At 67.7% G+C, this 17,886-nt stretch carries 16 protein-coding genes; 6 read left to right on the top strand and 10 right to left on the bottom strand.

The window, feature by feature from the left end; all coding sequences use genetic code 11:
• The first annotated feature begins 55 nt into the window (after nucleotides 1-55).
• Complete coding sequence (locus ACYQ5L_RS14150) at nucleotides 56-289, top strand: EF-hand domain-containing protein (protein ID WP_459957805.1); 234 nt, start codon at nucleotides 56-58, stop codon at nucleotides 287-289.
• Nucleotides 290-369: 80 nt separating this feature from the next.
• Here the strand turns inward: ACYQ5L_RS14150 and ACYQ5L_RS14145 are convergent, their stop codons facing one another.
• A complete protein-coding gene (locus ACYQ5L_RS14145; RefSeq protein WP_459957804.1) occupies nucleotides 370-567 on the bottom strand; it encodes a DUF397 domain-containing protein in 198 nt (65 codons plus the stop codon).
• Nucleotides 564-1,454, bottom strand: coding sequence for a helix-turn-helix domain-containing protein (locus ACYQ5L_RS14140; protein WP_459957803.1), 891 nt, complete (start codon nucleotides 1,452-1,454; stop codon nucleotides 564-566). The genes ACYQ5L_RS14145 and ACYQ5L_RS14140 overlap by 4 nt, the downstream gene beginning before the upstream one ends.
• Before the next feature lie 183 nt (nucleotides 1,455-1,637).
• Here ACYQ5L_RS14140 and ACYQ5L_RS14135 point away from each other — a divergent pair, with 183 nt between their 5' ends.
• Nucleotides 1,638-1,940 (top strand): hypothetical protein, encoded by a 303-nt coding sequence (locus tag ACYQ5L_RS14135; RefSeq protein ID WP_459957802.1) that lies wholly within the window; start codon nucleotides 1,638-1,640, stop codon nucleotides 1,938-1,940.
• Here the strand turns inward: ACYQ5L_RS14135 and ACYQ5L_RS14130 are convergent.
• The 3 genes from ACYQ5L_RS14130 to ACYQ5L_RS14120 all read right to left on the bottom strand — a co-directional run bounded on the left by ACYQ5L_RS14130 (nucleotide 1,912) and on the right by ACYQ5L_RS14120 (nucleotide 6,312).
• Nucleotides 1,912-3,000 (bottom strand): ABC transporter ATP-binding protein, encoded by a 1,089-nt coding sequence (locus tag ACYQ5L_RS14130; RefSeq protein ID WP_459957801.1) that lies wholly within the window; start codon nucleotides 2,998-3,000, stop codon nucleotides 1,912-1,914. The genes ACYQ5L_RS14135 and ACYQ5L_RS14130 overlap by 29 nt on opposite strands.
• Nucleotides 2,997-5,144, bottom strand: coding sequence for an ABC transporter permease (locus tag ACYQ5L_RS14125; RefSeq protein ID WP_459957800.1), 2,148 nt, complete (start codon nucleotides 5,142-5,144; stop codon nucleotides 2,997-2,999). Before ACYQ5L_RS14125 ends, ACYQ5L_RS14130 begins: the two co-directional genes overlap by 4 nt.
• Before the next feature lie 97 nt (nucleotides 5,145-5,241).
• Nucleotides 5,242-6,312, bottom strand: coding sequence for an extracellular solute-binding protein (locus ACYQ5L_RS14120; RefSeq protein WP_459957799.1), 1,071 nt, complete (start codon nucleotides 6,310-6,312; stop codon nucleotides 5,242-5,244).
• A gap of 207 nt (nucleotides 6,313-6,519) precedes the next feature.
• On the opposite strand from ACYQ5L_RS14120, the gene ACYQ5L_RS14115 reads away from it, so the two are divergent.
• Nucleotides 6,520-7,395: a CE1 family esterase gene (locus ACYQ5L_RS14115; RefSeq protein ID WP_459957798.1), complete on the top strand. Its 876-nt coding sequence runs from the start codon at nucleotides 6,520-6,522 to the stop codon at nucleotides 7,393-7,395.
• 19 nt (nucleotides 7,396-7,414) lie between these two features.
• On the opposite strand, the gene xdhC is transcribed toward ACYQ5L_RS14115, so the two are convergent.
• From xdhC to ACYQ5L_RS14100, 3 genes are read right to left on the bottom strand one after another with little or no spacing between them, the layout of a single operon-like run.
• Nucleotides 7,415-8,230 carry a xanthine dehydrogenase accessory protein XdhC gene (gene xdhC / locus ACYQ5L_RS14110; protein WP_459957797.1) on the bottom strand — a complete coding sequence of 272 codons (816 nt, stop codon included), beginning with the start codon at nucleotides 8,228-8,230 and terminating at the stop codon, nucleotides 7,415-7,417.
• A 1-nt stretch (nucleotide 8,231) separates the two neighbouring features.
• Nucleotides 8,232-10,613: a xanthine dehydrogenase molybdopterin binding subunit gene (gene xdhB, locus ACYQ5L_RS14105; RefSeq protein ID WP_459957796.1), complete on the bottom strand. Its 2,382-nt coding sequence runs from the start codon at nucleotides 10,611-10,613 to the stop codon at nucleotides 8,232-8,234.
• Nucleotides 10,610-12,283, bottom strand: coding sequence for a xanthine dehydrogenase small subunit (locus tag ACYQ5L_RS14100; RefSeq protein WP_459957795.1), 1,674 nt, complete (start codon nucleotides 12,281-12,283; stop codon nucleotides 10,610-10,612). Before ACYQ5L_RS14100 ends, xdhB begins: the two co-directional genes overlap by 4 nt.
• Nucleotides 12,284-13,191: 908 nt before the next feature.
• Between ACYQ5L_RS14100 and ACYQ5L_RS14095 the strand changes: the two genes are divergently transcribed.
• Nucleotides 13,192-14,100, top strand: a complete 909-nt coding sequence (locus ACYQ5L_RS14095) for a helix-turn-helix transcriptional regulator (protein ID WP_459957794.1) — start codon at nucleotides 13,192-13,194, stop codon at nucleotides 14,098-14,100.
• 130 nt (nucleotides 14,101-14,230) lie between these two features.
• On the opposite strand, the gene ACYQ5L_RS14090 is transcribed toward ACYQ5L_RS14095, so the two are convergent.
• Entirely contained in the window at nucleotides 14,231-14,443 is a 213-nt protein-coding gene (locus ACYQ5L_RS14090; protein WP_459957793.1) for a hypothetical protein, read from the bottom strand.
• A gap of 206 nt (nucleotides 14,444-14,649) precedes the next feature.
• Complete coding sequence (locus ACYQ5L_RS14085; RefSeq protein ID WP_459957792.1) at nucleotides 14,650-15,600, bottom strand: OTU domain-containing protein; 951 nt, start codon at nucleotides 15,598-15,600, stop codon at nucleotides 14,650-14,652.
• Nucleotides 15,601-16,038: 438 nt separating this feature from the next.
• On the opposite strand from ACYQ5L_RS14085, the gene ACYQ5L_RS14080 reads away from it, so the two are divergent.
• Both ACYQ5L_RS14080 and ACYQ5L_RS14075 read left to right on the top strand, forming a co-directional pair.
• Complete coding sequence (locus ACYQ5L_RS14080; protein ID WP_459963428.1) at nucleotides 16,039-17,253, top strand: MFS transporter; 1,215 nt, start codon at nucleotides 16,039-16,041, stop codon at nucleotides 17,251-17,253.
• Nucleotides 17,250-17,792, top strand: a complete 543-nt coding sequence (locus ACYQ5L_RS14075) for a GNAT family N-acetyltransferase (protein WP_459957791.1) — start codon at nucleotides 17,250-17,252, stop codon at nucleotides 17,790-17,792. Before ACYQ5L_RS14080 ends, ACYQ5L_RS14075 begins: the two co-directional genes overlap by 4 nt.
• The last annotated feature ends 94 nt before the right edge of the window (nucleotides 17,793-17,886 follow it).

Below are 17,886 nucleotides of genomic sequence, written 5' to 3'. Positions count from 1 at the left end.
GTACCGGTCGGTACGCGCGGGTGTGATACGACTGAGGCAGTTTGTTACGGAACGAATGAAGGAGAAGGTCATGGGCGCGTTCACCGTCGCAGAGGCCAAGGCGGTCTTCGAGAAGGTCGACGCCAATGGCGACGGGTACATCACCGTCGAGGAGTACACCAAGGCGGTTGAAGCGTACGGTTTCTCGCACGCCGACGCCGAGAAGGCCGCCCTGGCCATCCTGGAGAAGACCGATCTGGACGGCGATAAGCGCATCAGCCTCGCCGAGTTCCTGACTCTGGTCAGCTAACAAGATCACCGGGAAACTGTGGCGGCATTTCGCGAGAAGGGACCGCCACAGTTTCCCGGTCGGTGATGTTTCACATTGGATCAGAAGGCCCCACCGGTGACCGCAGCGGTGAATGCGGCCCAATCGTTTCCGGAGAACAGCAGGGCAGGGCCACTCGGGTCTTTCGAGTCGCGCAGGCCGACAATGCCTTCCGGTAGCCATGCCACCTCGACGCAGTCGGTTTGACCGCTGCTATAGGTGCTCTTGAACCAGCTCGCCTCGGAGAGTTCGGTATTCACGTCGCGTAACTCCTTGCCACCCGCCGGAGCAGGTCTCGCGTCTGTGTCTCGTCCAGGGCCGTACGCCGTATGGCCGAAGCGATTTCATGGTAGCGCCGCACGTCGTCGGCGTGTTCCATGTAGATGTCCGGCTTTCCGGCTCCTTCGATATAAACCAGGGATGGCTCGACCGGGTGATGCTTGGCGTCGGCACCGAAGTCGAGAATCACGAACGGGCCATGCAGGAGGCCGTGGGTACAGCCACTGGCGAACGGGTGAACGCGCAGCGAGACGTTGGTCAACTTGCTGACTTCAGCAAGGTGGTGCAGTTGAGCTGCCATTACGCGCGGACTACCGATCATGCGATGCAGCGCTGACTCATGCAGCAGCAGTTCGAGTTTCACCGGGTCGGCCTTGCGGGTGATAATCGTTTGCCGCTTCAGCCGAAGCTCGACCCGGCGGTCGATGTCCTCGGGACTGTTATCGCGATAGAACCCGCCGATCAATGCCTTGGCGTATTCAGCGGTCTGCAACATACCCAGAACGATCTCGTGGTACGCGGTCAGCTGCCGCGCCGCGGCGGCCAGTCCGACGTACATGTTGAACGTCGTATCGCTGTAGAGCCCGCCGACGGCGGTGTACCAGGATGCGACCTGTGCCTGTTTGGCGAGTTCGACCGCTCGGTCGATGTCGCTGGAACTGAGTTCGTACAGCTCGCACAGCCTTTGGACATCCCGGATGCGAGGCTTCTTGACCCCGCCGGTTTCGATGCGGTGCAACGCGGTCTTACTCAGCTCCATCAGATGCGAGACTCGTTCCAGCGACAGCCCCTGGCCTTCACGAGCCTCGCGCAGGAACCTTCCCAGCTGGCGCCGGGGCAGTCTCGTCGGTTCATCCGCGCTGGTCATGTCTGTACCCTCCGCAATATTCGGAACGGAAACACATACCCGCGTGGAACGGACTGTACGTCCAATACGGAACTCCTCCTGGCGATTTCCCGCACTCGGTCCCAAACATCCGATTCTGCGTGCACAAGGGCGATGCCAGTGGTGTGCTCGGCGACATCACATCAGCCGGACCGGAGGCCCGTAATGGACACCGACGAGCGCGACCAGATCGAAATCCGTGTGATCGAAGATGTGCTGAACATTGTCGAGGCGCGGCTGCACGAACGTGAGCGCCACGGGTGGCGGCTGACCGCGCCGCGCTCGCGCGTCTATGCCACCGTGCTGCACGCCGTCATCGTCAGTGCCCGTGCGGCGCACAGGTTTCCGGCCACTCTCGACGGGGCCGACATTCTCGATACGATCCTCGAGGGCGCGGAACCCACCGATTCCCTTGCCGGGCAACCGGTCGAGGACATCATCAGAGATCACATCGTGCACTCGAACTGACCGGGTCGCCCGCGGAATTCTCGGGGTAGAACACGGCGCTGCCCGCCACCTCCACCACCACCTCGTCACCCAGCCGCACCGGCAGCGGTGACGGCACCCTGGCCAGTAGATCCGCGCCCGCGGCGGCGCGTAGCAGCACGACCGCGTCGTGGCCGTGGAAACTGACCCGCCGCACGATGGCGGTGGCGTGCCCATTGGATTCGGTCGCCGGGCGCAGGCGCAATTGCTCCGGTCGCACCAGCAGTGAGCCGTTTCCGCTGGCCGGAGCGGTGAGCGGCACCGCGCCCAGCGCGGTGCGCGCCACCGGGCCGTCGGCGGTGGCGGTGAGCAGGACCGCTTCGCCGAGGAAGCGGGCCAGTGCGATATCCACCGGTCTGCGGTAGATCTCCTCCGGCGGCCCGGCCTGCGCCACCCGGCCCTCGCGCAGCACCGCGACCTGGTCGGCCATGGACAGCGCCTCGTCCTGATCGTGAGTGACCAGCACCGCGGTGGCGCCGAGTTCGGTGAGAATCTCGCGCACCTGATCCCGCACCTGGCCGCGCAATCCGGCATCCAAGGCGGAGAACGGTTCATCCAGCAGCACCGCCGCGGGCCCGGGAGCCAGCGCCCGCGCCAAGGCCACGCGCTGCTGCTGCCCGCCCGACAACTCGTGCGGCCGACGCTCGGCATAGCCTTGCAAGCCAACGACTTCCAGCAATTCCTCCACCCGCCGACGCCGCCGTCGCCGAGCAGTCACATTCCAGCCGCGCAGGCCGTAACCGATATTCGCCGCCACCGACAAATGCGGAAACAGCGCCGCCTCCTGCGGGACGATGGTCACCTTCCGCCGCTCGGGCGGCAATACTGAGGTAGCCGTCGCGACCACGCGACCACCCACCCGGATCTCCCCCGCCGTGGGCCGCAGGAAACCCGCCACGGTCCGCAACAGCGTGGTCTTCCCGCACCCGGAGGGACCGAGCACCGCGGTCAGGCTCCCCGCGGGAATGTCCAGATCCACCCCACGCAACACCTCGACACCCCGGTACCCGGCGTCCAGCCCGCGAATCCGCAACTCGCTCATGGGGATCCCTCCGCCGTCGCACCGCCGCCCGAACCCGCAATTCCTTTCGCCAGCCCTTTCGTCAGCCCTTTCGTCATTTCGGCGCGCTTTTGACCGGAATCCACCGCGGCGGGCGAGATCCCGGCCAAAAGCATGCCGGGACGACGGGCCGCGCTGCCGAAAAAACGGCCGGAACTGCCGGGACGACGGGCGGCGCTGCCGAGGAGCCGGGCGGGACCAACGCCGAGACGACGGGCGAAACTCGCGGCGAGACGACGTGAACGACTCGCACCGAGACGACGTGCAAGACTCACGGCGAGACGACGCGTAAGACTCGCGGCTCGACCACGGGCGGAGCTGCTGTCTACGCGCCCAGGGGCGGGCGCGTCCGGCCACGCTGCGCCGCCCGCACTCGGCGATCGCAGCCCCGCAACCCCACCCGCGTCCGGCGACCCCAGCCCCACCGCTCCACCCGCACCCGGCGACCCCAGCCACGCCATCCCAGGCGCGCCCGGCGATCTCAGCGCCGTCGCGCCGCCCGTGCCCGGCGTTCCCAGCCCTGCCATCCCGCCCGCGCCCGGCGTTCCCAGCCCCACCACTCCACCCGCGCCCGGCGGCCCCAGCCGCGACGCGCGACCGCGCCCCTCGGCCACCCGTTGCAGCACTACCGTCGGGACCACCGACACGACTACCAGCGCCAGCGCGTACCACGCGGCCTGGGTGTAGTTGATGACCTCCGCGTGCTTCCACAGCTCCAGTGCCAGGGTGTTCCGGCCCGGCGGCTGCAGGATGAGGGTCGCGGGCAATTCCTTTGCGCAGCTGACGAATACCAGCGCCGCACCGGCCAGGATGCCCGGCGCGGCCAATGGCACCGTCACCCGGGCCAGGGCGACAAATCCGGAGTTCCCTAGTGAGCGAGCCACTTCCTCGAACTGGCGCGGCGAGGACGCGACCGAGGCCCGGACGGCGCTGATGGCGATCGGCAGGAACAAGGCGATGTAGGCCAGCACGATCATCTGCCCGCGCCCGTACCAGGACGTCGCCGCATTGATGCCGAAATACACCAGCGCCAGCCCAACCGAGATGGCGGGCAACGCGTATCCGGCGTACGCGGCCAGTTCCACGCCACGGGCGAACAGTCCCCCGGAGCGCGCGGCGAGAATGCCCACCGGCAGCGCCAGCAGTATGGTCAGCACCGCGCCCCAGCCCGCGAACGACAGGGTGTTGCTCAGCGCCGCAACGAGTTCGCCGACATCCAGGCTGCCGGTGGTGCGACCGGTGAGCCACGGCAGCAGACCGCCGAGCGGCATGACCACCGATGCCGCCACCAGGATCACGCACGCCAGCAACGCCATCGGCCGCACGAGGCCCAGCCGCAGCGGGGCGGCGGGGCGCGTGACTCCCCCGCCCACCCGGGTCGCGCCCCGGCCGCGCGCCAGCGCTTCGGCCACCGCGAACAGCAGCGCCAGTACGACCAGCACCAGGCTGATCACACCGGCGGCGGTGCGATCGAAACTGGCGTTGTACGCGTAATGGATGCCCTTGGTGAAGGTTTCGTAGCGCATCATCGCCACCGCGCCGTAATCGTGCAGCACGTACAGCGCCACCAGCAGCCCGCCCGCCAGCAACGCCAACCGGATCTGCGGCAGCGTCGCGGAGAAGAACGCGCGCACCGGCCCCGCGCCGAGCGACCGCGCGACCTCCTCCGGCGCGGCATCGGCTCCCCGCAGCGCGGCATACACGGGCAACAGCACCAGCGGCGCATTACTGGTCGCCAGCACCAGCCACGACCCGGTGAACCCCGCCAGCCCTGGGAAATGCGTGAGCCACGAGAATGCCGACACATAGGAGGGAATCGCCAGCGGCATCACCAATAGGGGCAACAGCATCCGACGAAACGGCAGATCCGTCCGAGCCAGCAGGTACGCCGCCCCGGCGCCGAGCACCATGGCGCTCACCGTCACGACGGCCAGCAGACTCAGGGTGTTCCGCGCCAACTCCCCGGTGCGATCCGACCAGGTGTACCGCCACACCGGAGCCCACCCGCGATCCGTGGCGCGCAACACCGTGTACACCAACGGCAGCAGAGCAATGGCGACCGCCGGCAGCACCGCGAGCGGCAGCGCCGCTCGTCGCACCAGATCCGGAGACACCTTCACCGCCATGCCGAGGCCCGATCACTCACGCCGCGCGGCGCGTTCACCACGGCACCAAGCGAAACCGCCGCCCCAGGGGGCGGTGTCGCTGCGACGCGAGGAGGGGTCACTTGAGTAGACCGACATCCCGGAGCATGGCCTCGGTTTCGGAGACCGAGGAGAGCTGGTTCAGGTCGATGGTGGGTGGGCTCAGTTCGGTCAGGGTGGGGAGATTGTGCTTGGAGGTGATGTTCGCGATCACGGGGTATTCGCCGGTCTCGTCGGCGAAGTACTGCTGGGCGCGGGCGCTGTGCAGGAATTCGACGAGTTTGGCGGCGGCTTCCTTGTTGTCGGAGCAGGTGAGGACGCCGGCGGCGGCGATATTGACGAGCGCGCCCGGTTCTTCGGAGCCCTTGAAGTAGTGGATCTTGGCGGTCACGTTATCGGCTCCCTGGGCGGCGGCCTTCATGAACCAGTAGTAGTGGTTGATCAGGCCGAAAGTGAGCCGGCCCTGGTCGACCGCGTCCAGAACGGCGCTGTTCTTGTCGAATTCGACGGGCTCGACGGCCTTGAACTTCTGCAGCCAGGCGCGGGCACCGTCCTCGCCGCGGAGCACGCGCAGGGCGGTGACGAAGCTCTTCCACGAGGCGTTGGTGGGCGCGTATCCGATCTTGCCCCGCCACTTCTCGTCGACCAGGCCGTCGATGCCGCTGGGCAGGTCTGCGGCGGGGATCTGGCGGGGATCGTAGGCCAGCACCCGGGAACGCAGGGTGATGGCAACCCATCGCTTGCCCGGATCGGCGTATTGGGTGGGCACCGCCCCCAGGACCTGCGCCGGGAGTTCGCTCAGGTAGCCGTTCGCCGCCAGGGCGCCCAGTTCGCCCGCATCCTGGCCGAACCAGACGTCGGCGGGGCTCTTCCCGCCCTCCTCGAGGACCTTGACCGGCTTTTGGTCGTAGAGTGCCTCGATCTTCACGCCTGCACCCAGAACGTCGGGACCGATCGAGTTCAGCAGGGGCGCGACCAGTTTCTCCGTGCGGCCCGAATACACGGTGACCGTATTGGGGTCGCCGGAGTTGTCACAGTTGGCTGCGACCTCGTCGGCGCGGTCCATACCGCCGTCGCCGCCGGAGCAGGCCGTGAGGGCAAAGGCCGCGACCGCCGCCAGGGCCGCCATCCGCAGGGTGGTGTTTCTCATGAGCATTCCTTCAGGCGCGATGCCCTTCACGGCGTGAAAAGCTAGGCTAACCTATATTAGCCTCGACTAATTCACAATCGTTTCTCAATTCGCGCCCGAGTACGAGCGACTCGTTTGCGCCACCCCCCGGAAATGCCCGAGACCCACCCGGCGCGCGCACCGCTTGGCTACAGTCACCGCGAAAGTGACTGATAGACAGGTTCATTCATGAAATTGCGGGTCAAATGGCCGGTGCTGGCGGTAGCGGGGGCATTATCGGCGGCCTCGTTCCTGGCGACGGGCGCACCGGCGGCGGCCCAACCTGCCGCGACCTGCTCGACCGCACCCACCGGCGGCACCATCGACGAGGACATCGGCGGGCGGCCGTATCGGCTGTTCGTGCCGCCGGGGCTGTCGGGGCCCGCGCCGCTGATCGTGGCTTTGCATGGCGGGCAGAGCAATCCGGCGAAATTCGAGGGCGAGAGCGGGTGGACCGGGTTCGCCGGTGCCAACAAGGTCATCGTGGCCTATCCGCGCGGCAGCAAGAACGAGGGCACCGACAAGTGGGCGTGGGAGTTCGCCCGCAATGTCGGGCCGGATGTCCCGTTCCTGCGCAATGTCGTCGGGGAAATCACCGGAAAATATTGCGTCGCTTCCGAACGGATCCATTTCGTCGGCCACTCCAACGGCGGGCAGATGACCTCCCGAATGGCGTGTGACGCATCGGATCTGATCGCCTCGGCGGCCGTGTGGGCGGGCGCGAAGGGCGCGTGGGACACCAGCGCGAACGAATGCCCCACCGACCGCCCGATCGCGTTCGGGGTGATGCTCAACGACAACGATCCGGTCATCTGGCAGTGGGTCGCCGAACAGCATCGCGACCACTGGCGGGAGATGAACAGCTGCGGCGCCGAGCACAGCGAATCCGGGCCCGGCGTACTGCGCGGGCAGCGCTTCGACTGCGCGGCGGGCATCCAGGTCGTCTACCGGCTCTACGACGGACCCGAGGATGTGACCAAGGCGCACGACTGGCCCGCCGGTGACCGCGGCGCCGATGTACGGAATCGGATGTGGGCGCTGTTCAACAGCAACCCGCTCCCCTAGTTCGGCGGCCGGCGCGAGCTCAGTGGTTGGCGCGCTGCTTCTCGAAGGCGAGCAGCAGATCGGCGGCGACGCTCACGGCAATGACGGCCGGTTCCTTGCCCGCGATATCCGGCAGGCCGATCGGCGTCTTGATGCGAGTGAGATCCTGCTCCGAATGCCCGCCCTCGGTGGTGAGTCGCTTGCGGAAGCGAGCCCACTTGGCGGAGGACCCGATCAGGCCGATGGAGGCCAGGTGATCGCTGCGGAGGGCCGCATCGCAGAGGGCGGCGTCCTCGGCGTGATCGTGGGTCATGATCAGGACGTGCGTGCCCGGCGGCAGGGTTTCGAGCACCTCCTCCGGCAGCAGCGGCGTGTGGTGCACGTGCACCTGCGCCACCGAATCCGACAGCGCCGCCAGGCGTTCCGGCTCCAGCATCTCCGCCCGGGAATCGATCAGGTGCAGATCCAGATCGTGGCGGGCGAGAATGCGCGCCAATTCCATTCCGACATGGCCCATTCCGAAGATCGCCACGGCGGGCACCACCGGCAGCGGCTCCAGCAGCACAGTGACCTCACCGCCACAGCACTGCACGCCGTGGCGGTTGGTCACCTTGTCGTTCAAGGCGAACTCCATCAGCTCGGGCTCCGCATCGGCCTTGCCGAGCAGCTCCCGCGCGCGGTCGATGGCGACGGCCTCGACATTGCCGCCGCCGATCGAGCCCCACGATTCCGTCCGGCCCACAACGAGTTTCGCGCCGGCCGGACGGGGTGCGTGACCGCGCACGGTCGCGACGGTGACGAGCACGCCGGTTTCCCGGCGGGCCCGCAACCGCGCGACCGCGGCCACCCACGTCATGTCAGACACCGACTCGGCCCGTGTCGTGCGCGGTCTCGGACTCGACCCGGCCGCGCGCCGATTCGATCGCCCAGTACACCGCCTCCGGCGTGGCCGGCGCGCCCAGCTCGACGCTGATCCCGGCCGGGCCGAAGGCCGCGGCCGCCTGGCGCAGCGCCTCTCGCACCGAGAAGGCCAGCATGAGCGGCGGTTCGCCCACCGCCTTCGAACCGAACACCGCGCCTTCCTCGGTGGCGTTCTCCAGCAGCGTCACATTGAAGACCTCGGGCATCTCCGAGAAGCTGGGCAGCTTGTAGGTGCTGGCCGCCTGGGTCAGCAGCCGCCCGCGGCCCGGGCCGTCGCTGACGTCCCAGCGCATGTCCTCCAGGGTCATCCAGCCCGCGCCCTGCACGAAACCGCCCTCGACCTGACCGATATCGATGAGCGGGGACAGGCTGTCGCCGACATCGTGCACGATGTCCACGCGGCGGATGCGGTACGCGCCGGTGAAACCGTCGACCTCCACCTCGGTGGCGGCGCAGCCGTAGGCGAAGTACTTGAACGGCGAGCCGTGCATGGTCTTCGCATCCCAGTGCAGGCCCTCGGTCCGGTAGAAGCCCGAGGCCGACAACTGCACGCGCTGCATGTAGGCGGTGCGGCAGAGGTCATCCCAGTCGAGCTGCTTCTCGCCGGGACCGAGCGGGCGCGCAATGCCGTCAGCGATACGCACATCCGACGGGTTGACGCCGAATTGCGTTGCGGCGACCTGCAACAGGCGCTCGCGCAGCTGCTCGCAGGCGTTCTTCACCGCCGCGCCATTGAGATCCGCGCCGGAGCTGGCCGCGGTGGCGGAGGTATTGGGCACCTTGTCGGTGCGCGTCGGCGCCAGCCGCACCTTGTGCAGCGGGATGCCGAGCGTGGTCGCCGCCACCTGCAGCATCTTGGTGTGCAGGCCCTGACCCATCTCGGTGCCGCCGTGGTTGATGAGCACCGAGCCGTCCTTGTAGATGAGGACGAGCGCGCCGGCCTGGTTGAAGGCCGTCAGGTTGAACGAGATGCCGAACTTGATGCCGGTGATGGCCAGCGCGCGCTTGGTGTGCTCGTGCGTGGCGTTGAACAGCTCGATCTCCCGCTTGCGGGCCTCGATATCGCCGTTCTCGATCACCTGCTCCCAGGTGGCCTCGATGCGCTCCGGATGCCGGACCGGCTGACCGTACGGGGTGGTCTGCCCCAGGCCGGGACGGTAGAAGTTGCGGCGGCGCAACTCCATCGGATCCAGGCCGAGCAGCGGCGCGCAGCGACCGAGGATGTCCTCCATGACGAGCATGCCCTGCGGGCCGCCGAAACCGCGGAAGGCGGTATTGGAGGTCTTGTTGGTCTTGGCGATCCGGCCCTGGAAGCGGGCATTGGGCACCCAGTAGGTGTTGTCCAGATGGCACAGCGCGCGAGCCAGCACCGGCTCCGACAGATCCAGGCTCCAGCCGCCGTCGGCGGTCAGCGTGGTGTCGAGCGCGATCAGATGACCGTCGGCGTCGAAGCCGACCTTCCACGTGGCGTGGAAGCCGTGCCGCTTGCCCGACATGGTCAGATCCTGAGTGCGGTTGAGCCGCAACCGAACCGGACGACCGGTGAGCGTCGCGCCCAGCGCCGCGATGGCCGCGAAACCGTGCGGCTGCATCTCCTTGCCGCCGAAACCGCCGCCCATGCGCAGACATTGGACGGTGACCTCGTGATTGTGCAGGCCCAGCACGTGGGCGACGATCTCCTGCGTCTCCGACGGGTGCTGGGTGCTGGACTGGACGAAGATCTGCCCGTTCTCGTCCACCAGCGCCAGCGCGGCATGCGTCTCGAGGTAGAAGTGCTCCTGATCGGAGAACTGGAACTCACCGGTGAAGACGTGCTCCGCCGCGGCGAAACCGGCCTCGGTGTCACCGCGCTGCACCAGCGGCTGCGCGCCCTGGAAGGCCTCGGCGGCAATGGCATCCGCGATGGTGATCAGCGACGGCAGCGGTTCGGTGTCGACCTCCACGGCCGCCGCGCCCAGGCGCGCCGCCTCCAGGGTCTCACCGAGCACCCAGCACACCGCGTGACCGTGGAAGCAGACCTCCTCGGTCGGGAACAGCGGCTCGTCGTGCTTCACGCCGGCGTCGTTGACGCCCGGCACATCGGCGGCGGTGAGCACGCGGACCACGCCCGGCACCGCCAGCGCGGGCTCGGTGCGCAGGCCGGTGATGCGCGCATGGGTCTGGAAGACCTGCACCGGGTAGGCGTGCAGCGCGTCCTTGGTGCGGTACACCAGATCATCGGTGTAGAGCGCGGCGCCGGTGACGTGCAGCGCGGCCGCCTCGTGCGGCATCGCGACACCCACCACGGGGTTCTCCGGTCGCTGTGACAGGTGGCTCATGACAGCACCTTCCCGGCGGTGGTATCCGCATACAGTTTCAGCAGGCTCTGGCCGAGCATCGCGGTGCGATACCGGGCGCTGGCGCGGTGATCGTTCATCGGTGTGCCCGCGGCCTGCAGGATCTGCGCGGCCTGCCGGACGGTGTCCTCCGACCAGGGCTGACCCAGCAGCGCGGCCTCGGTGTCGAGGGCGCGGATCGGGGTGGCGGCCACACCGCCCAGGCCGATGCGCGCCGAACGCACCACGCCGTCGTCGATATCGAGCGCGAAAGCGACCGCGACACTGGAGATGTCGTCGAAGCGGCGCTTGGCGATCTTGTGGAAGGCGGTGACCGGCGCCAGCGGCGTCGGGATGCGGACGGCCTTGATCAGCTCGTCCGGGCGGCGCACCGACTGGCGGTAGCCGGTGAAGTACTCGGCCAGCGGCACCACGCGCTCGCCGTCGGCGTCGGCCAGCACGACCGACGCGTCCAGGGCCAGCAGGACCGGCGGGCTGTCGCCGATCGGGGAGCCGGTACCGAGATTGCCGCCCAGGGTCGCGCTATTGCGGATCAGGCGGGAGGCGAACTGCGGGAACAGCTGGGCCAGCAGCGGCACGCTGCCGTCCAGGCGGCGCTCGATCTCGGTGAGGGTGAGGGCCGCGCCGATCTCGAGGTGATCGGATTCCACACGCAGACCGCGCAATTCGGGGAGGCGGTCGATGGCGATGGCGTAATCCGCCCGGCGGGAACGGATATTCACCTCCACGCCCCAGTCGGTGCTGCCGGCGACGACCACCGCTTCCGGGTGCTCGCGGCGCAGGCGCAGGGCCTCGTCCAGGGTGGCGGGGCGGACGAAGGTGCGGCCGTCCTGGGTGAGCACGGTGGGCACCGGCTCGGCCGGGGCCTCGGCGCGGCGCTGGGCCAGCGGATCGTCGGCCTCCGGGGCGCCGACCGCGTAGGCGGCGTCGCGAATGGGGCGGTAGCCGGTGCAGCGGCACAGGTTGCCGCTGAGCGCGTGCAGGTCGAAACCGTTCGGACCGTGCTCGGCGTCGTCGCCGTGGGCGGCGCAGGGCTTGGCGTGGCCGTTGGCGCCGGCGCTGCCGTTGCCCTCGGGGCTGCCGTGACCGTTGGCGCTGCCCTTGCCGTTGGCGCTGCCCTTGCCGTTGGCGCTGCCCTTGCCGTTGGCGCTGCCATTGACGCTGACGCTGCCATTGACGGTGCCGTTGACCTGGGCGCCGCCGTTGACCTGGGCGCTGCCGTTGGCGGGGGCGCTGCCGTTCGCGCCGCCGCAGATCGACGCCGCGGGCGTGCGGTCGGGACGGTAGTACTCGGCCGCCATGCTGCAGATGAAGCCCGGGGTGCAGTAACCGCACTGGGACCCGCCGCGCACCGCCATCTCGCGCTGCACCGGATGCATCTCAGCGGGCGTGCCGAGGCCCTCGGAGGTGATGATCTCCTGGCCGTCGAGCGCGGCCGCCGGAATCAGGCAGGCATTGACCGCCACCCACTCGGTGGGCTCCACGACGCCGGGACGCGCCACCAGAATCGAACAGGCGCCGCATTCGCCTTCGGCGCAGCCTTCCTTGGCTCCGGTCAGACCGCGCTCCCGCAGGAAGTCCAGGATCGACGTGTGCGGCGCAGCCGAAATCGGCGTAACCGTGCCGTTGATTTTGATCTGTGGCGCCGTCATGACACGCCCCCATTTCCGAATCCGGGCATGTTTATATCTCGAATTTTCATTCTAGGCCGCTTTCTACTTCGAGCACGCAAACCCACAGGCCGGGAGCGCGAATCAGGACATCAAAAGAAAACGGATGTCAGAAGCCGTGGGCGACGCGACCGGGGACCCACACCGTACGGTGGGCGAGGCGACGGAGATCGGAGCTGGTGGACATCCGGGTCGCCTCCTTCCTGGTCCTGAGCGCCGGGTGTGCTGCTGAAAGTACGCCAGCCGGTCGGCGTGGGTCAAATCACAGCCGGGGCTTCTCGATCGATTTGGATGTTCCTACGAAACACCGCTGCCACGAGAATGATTCGCCTGGATTATTGTCTACCGCCGCAATGCCGTCGAATTGTTTCCGAAATACGAAAGCGGCATCGGAAGACGGTTCGAGTAATCATCGATTCAGTGCGGATCGTCGACACGGGGTACCGCACCCGCGCCGGTGCGGTGAGCACGATCGGCGCGGGTGCGGCATAGCGGTGCGTTCGGGCACGAACAACGCACTGCCGACCTGACTCGCCTCGGCCGAGGGGATAAGGAGGCGAGGGGGTGGGCCCCGCCGGGGAGACGGGGGTGCTGATTCCTGCGGGGCCCGGGCACTGCCACTGCCGGGGTGCGTCGTTGCGGTAACCCGTTCGTGCAGACCGCTCCCTCTATCATCAGTGCCCGAAGCCGTGACCGGATACGCTGTGGGCAAGCAGGATTCGTTTTCGGTATGTCGCCTTCGCATTCCGGATATCCTTGGCTGAGACGCCGGCCGCGCGGCGATGGAACGAGCTGGGGTGCCTGCGATCGGAGACACTGTGGCCGGTTATGCGACGGTTCCCGTCAACCGAACCGAAGTTCGCGCTTGTGAGCCGGATACGGGTATCGCGGTGGTCAAGAGTCTGGTGATCGATCACCGCGCGAGGATCACCGTGTCCGCGCCGCAGCGGGTGCGTGTCGAGGTGCAGTCGGCCACCGCTGACGGGCTCGGCGCCGACCTGCTGCGCTTCTCCGGGATCGGCTATCACGCCGACGGCGAACCATTCGACCGCCTGCTCGTGGCGGTGCTGATCGCGGGCCGCGGTCGCCTGGCCACCGCGAAGCAACAGTTGGCGGTCACCGTCGGCGGGGCGTTCCTGGCGCCGATGGATAGCGGCTGGGAGACCGACATGCACGACATGGTGTACGCCCTGGTCCGGCTGCCATTGTCCGAGGTCGCCGAGTATGCCGCCGAGGTGTGCGACCTGTCCGGCCGGCAGCTGAGATTCCATGGACTGTCCCCGCTGGCGGGCACGCAGCGGGTGTGGGCCGACACCTCCACCTTCCTGTACCGCCAGCTGGTGGAATCCCGGGTCGACGGAATCAATCCGCTGGTGCTGCACGGGTTGAAAAGGCTGACCGCCACCGCTTTGCTCGCGACATTTCCCAACACCACCATGACCGTCGCCTACACCCCCGAGCCGGGGCAGACCACACCCGCGGTCATCCGGCGCGCGGCCCAGTTCATCGACGAACACGCCGCCGAACCGCTGACAGTAACCGCAATCGCCGCAGCGGTCCGCGTAAGCCCCCGCGCCCTGCAAGCCGGATTCCGCCGCCACCTCGGCACCACCCCGCTCACCTACCTCCGCCACGTCCGGCTCACCAACACCCACCACGACCTGCAAGCCGCCGACCCCACCCAGGGCGTAACCGTGGCAGCCATCGCCGCCCGCTGGGGCTTCACCCACCCGGCCCGCTTCGCGGCCTGGTACCGCAAGGTCTACGGCATACCACCGAGCCAGACACTACGCACCTGACCCGGCATCACGAGACCCGGTGAGCAGCAATGGACTTGACCTTCAGGAAGCGCCAGACGTTCTGGAGCGACGGTCAGCACGCGGCGTTGTCACTCCGCCGGCGAAGTGAAACCTCAGACGATTACGCCGGCTACCTCGGCAGCGGCGTGTTTTCCACCCACTCTTTCACTTGGCCCCACTGACCAGCGCCAGACTCCGCCGCAGTCGAGTCTTGATCCTGCTTCGCAGCCTCAGATTCACCAACCGCGTCGCGATACGATTCTCCAGCGTGCGCAACGCCCACGCCGAGGAGCGCCCAGACCGCACCCGCCATGACTGACGCAGCAACCTTCTTCTTGTTCATCGTGCATCCCCCCTCGCTTCCATGCCTCGACTGCCACGAGCCAAGATGAAGCTGCCCGATCAGCCTGCCGAACTCTGCTTGTCGTGCACGTAAACTGTAGTGCACCAACACTATTCGATCAACACGTCACAGCGCACCCGCGCCGATGGGCAGCGCGGGCCGGTGCCTGCGTGATCGGTGGTGGCCCACCGCGCCGGTGTAGGCGGTCAGACCACCACCAATCCCGCGACGATGAAGGTGACGATCACCAGTAGGGCGAACCAGCTGATGAGTTGCCAGTGCTGGACGGCCGAGCGCTGGCTGGCGACGGTCAGGCGCAGGGTGGCGTCCACGCGGTCGTGGTCGGCCAGGCGGCGGCGGACCCGGGCCAGGTCGTCGGCTTGGTCCTGGGCGGCCTGCTCGGCGCGTTCGAGGCGATGGGTCATGCGGAGCAGCTGTTTGGACTTGTCGCGAGTGATCTTGCGGGCCAGGGCGAGCGCGGTGCGCTGGTTCATCAACTCTTGCCGTTGCCGTGCGATGACGGCCGCCTGCGTGCGGGTGTGCCGCTCCCAGTCGGTCACCTTGGCCCAACCTCCCGTGTGCTCATCGCGGAAGCCGTACGCGAACTCTTCCGCCACCCAATCCGAAATGAAATCGCGCAATTCGCAGGCGGCATGGCTGGGTGTGACCACACCGCCCGGACCGGTGGTCAGCACGCCGCCGACCGCCCGGTACTCGCAGCCCTCGGCCGCGAAATCGTCAATGCCCAGCGCGGGCAATTGCGAGGTCCAGAAACCAGGAGGGCAAATCCATAGCACTTCGCTACAACCACTGGTCCGCAATATGTTCGTGAGCGCCCGGGCCCGCGTCAACTCCGGTGGTGCGCTGGACACCTGAACGGCGACCAACCGATCACCCTTGCGCCACAGCACATCCGGAATATGAGCACCGAGAGCCACATCGACCTGCGCCTCCTCGGCGCCCGCCGCCAGCAGCCGGCCCCGTAACCAGTACTTCAGGCGCTGAGCATCCCAGCGGCAATCGACGCACCCGGGTTCGATACAGCGCTCCCCCGGCGCATGACCGCGCGAATCCGCAACGGTCGACTTCCGATTCGGTCGCGGCCCGGCGAGCGCCACCGGCCGCCGATGCGGAACTTCCACTCGCCTCGTGCTCACACGATCACATCCCCAGCCACTTCCACCACATGGACCGCCCCCGCTGTTCCGGGAACCACCAGCCCACGCCGTACTTCCAGAGTGCCCGAGCAAACAGTGCCCTTCACAGCGAAGCGGCAAGATTCGTTACCCGATCGCGAGCGGTACGTAATGAACGGCGATGCCGATCGTGATGCGCGCAAAGCACATACCATGCAGTTGAATCCGTTCACGCGCTTGACAGTTCGGTTGACACAGCGCGTACATCATCGGCAAGATCACCCGATCGCGGGCACGGATCCGCGGGATCTGACCAGTATCTGAACAAAGTCCGGGACAGAAACGGCGCGTCGCGGCGCGACCCGGCCGAGCCGGGAATCATCCTCGCGGCCGACCCGCGAGATCCCCAATGCGGATGCCCGAGGACCCTGCCGCCGCTACTCTTTCGAAATGTTCGACATGCAAGCCCCGAATGCGCTGCTCAGAAGGGCGCGCGTCGCGAACTCGGTGGCCTTCGCACTGCAAGGTTTCTTTCTCGCCGTCGTCCTCACCGAACTGCCGCAACAACGCGACAAATTCGGGCTGACCGACACGTTGATCGTCGTCTCCGTGGCCATGATCTCCCTGCTCGCAGGCGGCGGCAGCCTGCTCGCCGAGCGCATGGCACTGCGCTGGTCCAGCCGGGCGGCGCTGCGAATCGGATTGGGGCTCATCGCCGTCACCGGAACCGCCGTCGCGCTGTCGCCGAATATCGTCGTCGTGTTCGTGACGCTCGGGTGTTACGGCGTGGCCGTCGGCATCGTGGACGCGGGCACCAATATGCAGGCCGTCTTCATCCAGCACGGCTACGGGCGCTTCGTGCTGTCGTCGTTCTATGCGGCCTGGAGCGCCGGAGCCATTGCGGGCGCGCTGTTCGTATCGATATTCGAAGCCGCGAACGTCTCCCTGGAACTCTCCATCCTCACCGCGGCCATGATCGTCCTGGCCGCCGGGCTCGCGGCCGGACCACGACTGCTCGGCACCCAGCAGGCCGAAGCCGGGCCCGCCGAACCCGAACCCGCCGGATCCGTGCCGACCCGAATCTTCCTCGCCTTCGGCGCGGTGGTGGCCCTGGCCTTCGCCATCGACTTCGCGGTAGGCAACTGGTCGGCGCTCTACCTGACCGACGACCTGCTCGCCACCTCGTCGACGGCAGCCCTCGCGCTGGCGGCATACCAAGGCGCATCGCTGCTCGGCCGACTGACAGGCGACCTCTGGGTCCGCCGATTCGGGCCGCGAGCCGTCGTCCGCGCCGCGGCCCTCATCGGAACCCTCGGCCTCACGATCGTCGTAGCCGCACCCGGCCCCGAGGTCGCCATCATCGGATTCCTCGTCGCCGGTCTCGGCCTCCCGGTCATCGTCCCCCTGTGCTTCAGCGAAGCCGGCCAACTCACCAGCGGCCGCAACCTGGACTCCCTCATCGCCCGCCTCAACCTCTTCAACTACGCGGGCACTCTGATCGGCGGCGTAGTCGTCGGCGGCATAGCGGCCGGCCTGACCCTGCGAGCCGGATTCGCCATGCCCCTCCTCTTCGCGATCATCCTCATCGCCTTCGCGCGCGCCTTCCACCGCCGCGCCACCACCGCGCCCGCGCCGGTCCACCCCGCCCCCGGCCATGCTTCACTGGACAAGTGAGCAGCCCAGTGATCATCGAACGCGCCACCCCCGCCGACGCCGAAACCCTCAGCGAAGTCGCCGCCATCACTTTCCCCCTGGCCTGCCCACCCGAAACCACACCGGAGGACACCGCCGAATTCATCGCGAACGTCCTCTCTCCCCAACGCTTCACCGAATACCTCACCGACCCGGCCCGCACCGTCCTCAAAGCCGTCGCCGACGACAAAATCATCGGCTACGCCCTGCTCAACGCCTTCGCCCCCACCGACCCGGACGTCATCGCGGCCCTCGGCGAGGAGCTCGACAAACTGATCGAGGTCTCCAAGGTCTACGTCCTCCCCGACCACCACGGCGGCGGCGTCTCCGCACAGCTCATGACCGCCGCCCTCGACGCCGCCCGCACCGAGGGCGCCGCCGGGGCATGGCTCGGCGTGAACCAGAAAAACGTTCGCGCCCAGCGCTTCTACACAAAACAAGGTTTCATTGTCACCGGCACAAAGACCTTCCTTGTCGGTACACAACGCCACGATGACTACGTCATGCTCCTGAAGTTCTGATCGAACAACGCAGCGGCGATCATGGTTTCGGGCGGCTCGGCGGTGTCACCGCCACATCCAAAGTGGTCCGCAATGACCGGCTGGAAAACCAGAG

Source organism: Nocardia sp. IFM 10818, assembly GCF_054655275.1.
The sequence above is the reverse complement of the archived record's forward strand: the minus strand, read 5'-3'. Positions and strand labels throughout refer to the sequence as shown.

Excerpts from the sequence above, each read along its gene's own strand:
- xdhB (WP_459957796.1), bottom strand. The coding sequence starts at position 10,613 with ATGAGCCACCTGTCACAGCGACCGGAGAACCCCGTGGTGGGTGTCGCG.
- ACYQ5L_RS14100 (WP_459957795.1), bottom strand. The coding sequence starts at position 12,283 with ATGACGGCGCCACAGATCAAAATCAACGGCACGGTTACGCCGATTTCG.
- ACYQ5L_RS14080 (WP_459963428.1), top strand. The coding sequence starts at position 16,039 with ATGCAAGCCCCGAATGCGCTGCTCAGAAGGGCGCGCGTCGCGAACTCG.
- ACYQ5L_RS14150 (WP_459957805.1), top strand. The coding sequence starts at position 56 with ATGAAGGAGAAGGTCATGGGCGCGTTCACCGTCGCAGAGGCCAAGGCG.
- ACYQ5L_RS14120 (WP_459957799.1), bottom strand. The coding sequence starts at position 6,312 with ATGAGAAACACCACCCTGCGGATGGCGGCCCTGGCGGCGGTCGCGGCC.
- ACYQ5L_RS14115 (WP_459957798.1), top strand. The coding sequence starts at position 6,520 with ATGAAATTGCGGGTCAAATGGCCGGTGCTGGCGGTAGCGGGGGCATTA.
- ACYQ5L_RS14090 (WP_459957793.1), bottom strand. The coding sequence starts at position 14,443 with ATGAACAAGAAGAAGGTTGCTGCGTCAGTCATGGCGGGTGCGGTCTGG.
- ACYQ5L_RS14130 (WP_459957801.1), bottom strand. The coding sequence starts at position 3,000 with ATGAGCGAGTTGCGGATTCGCGGGCTGGACGCCGGGTACCGGGGTGTC.
- ACYQ5L_RS14125 (WP_459957800.1), bottom strand. The coding sequence starts at position 5,144 with ATGGCGGTGAAGGTGTCTCCGGATCTGGTGCGACGAGCGGCGCTGCCG.
- xdhC (WP_459957797.1), bottom strand. The coding sequence starts at position 8,230 with ATGACGTGGGTGGCCGCGGTCGCGCGGTTGCGGGCCCGCCGGGAAACC.
- ACYQ5L_RS14135 (WP_459957802.1), top strand. The coding sequence starts at position 1,638 with ATGGACACCGACGAGCGCGACCAGATCGAAATCCGTGTGATCGAAGAT.
- ACYQ5L_RS14140 (WP_459957803.1), bottom strand. The coding sequence starts at position 1,454 with ATGACCAGCGCGGATGAACCGACGAGACTGCCCCGGCGCCAGCTGGGA.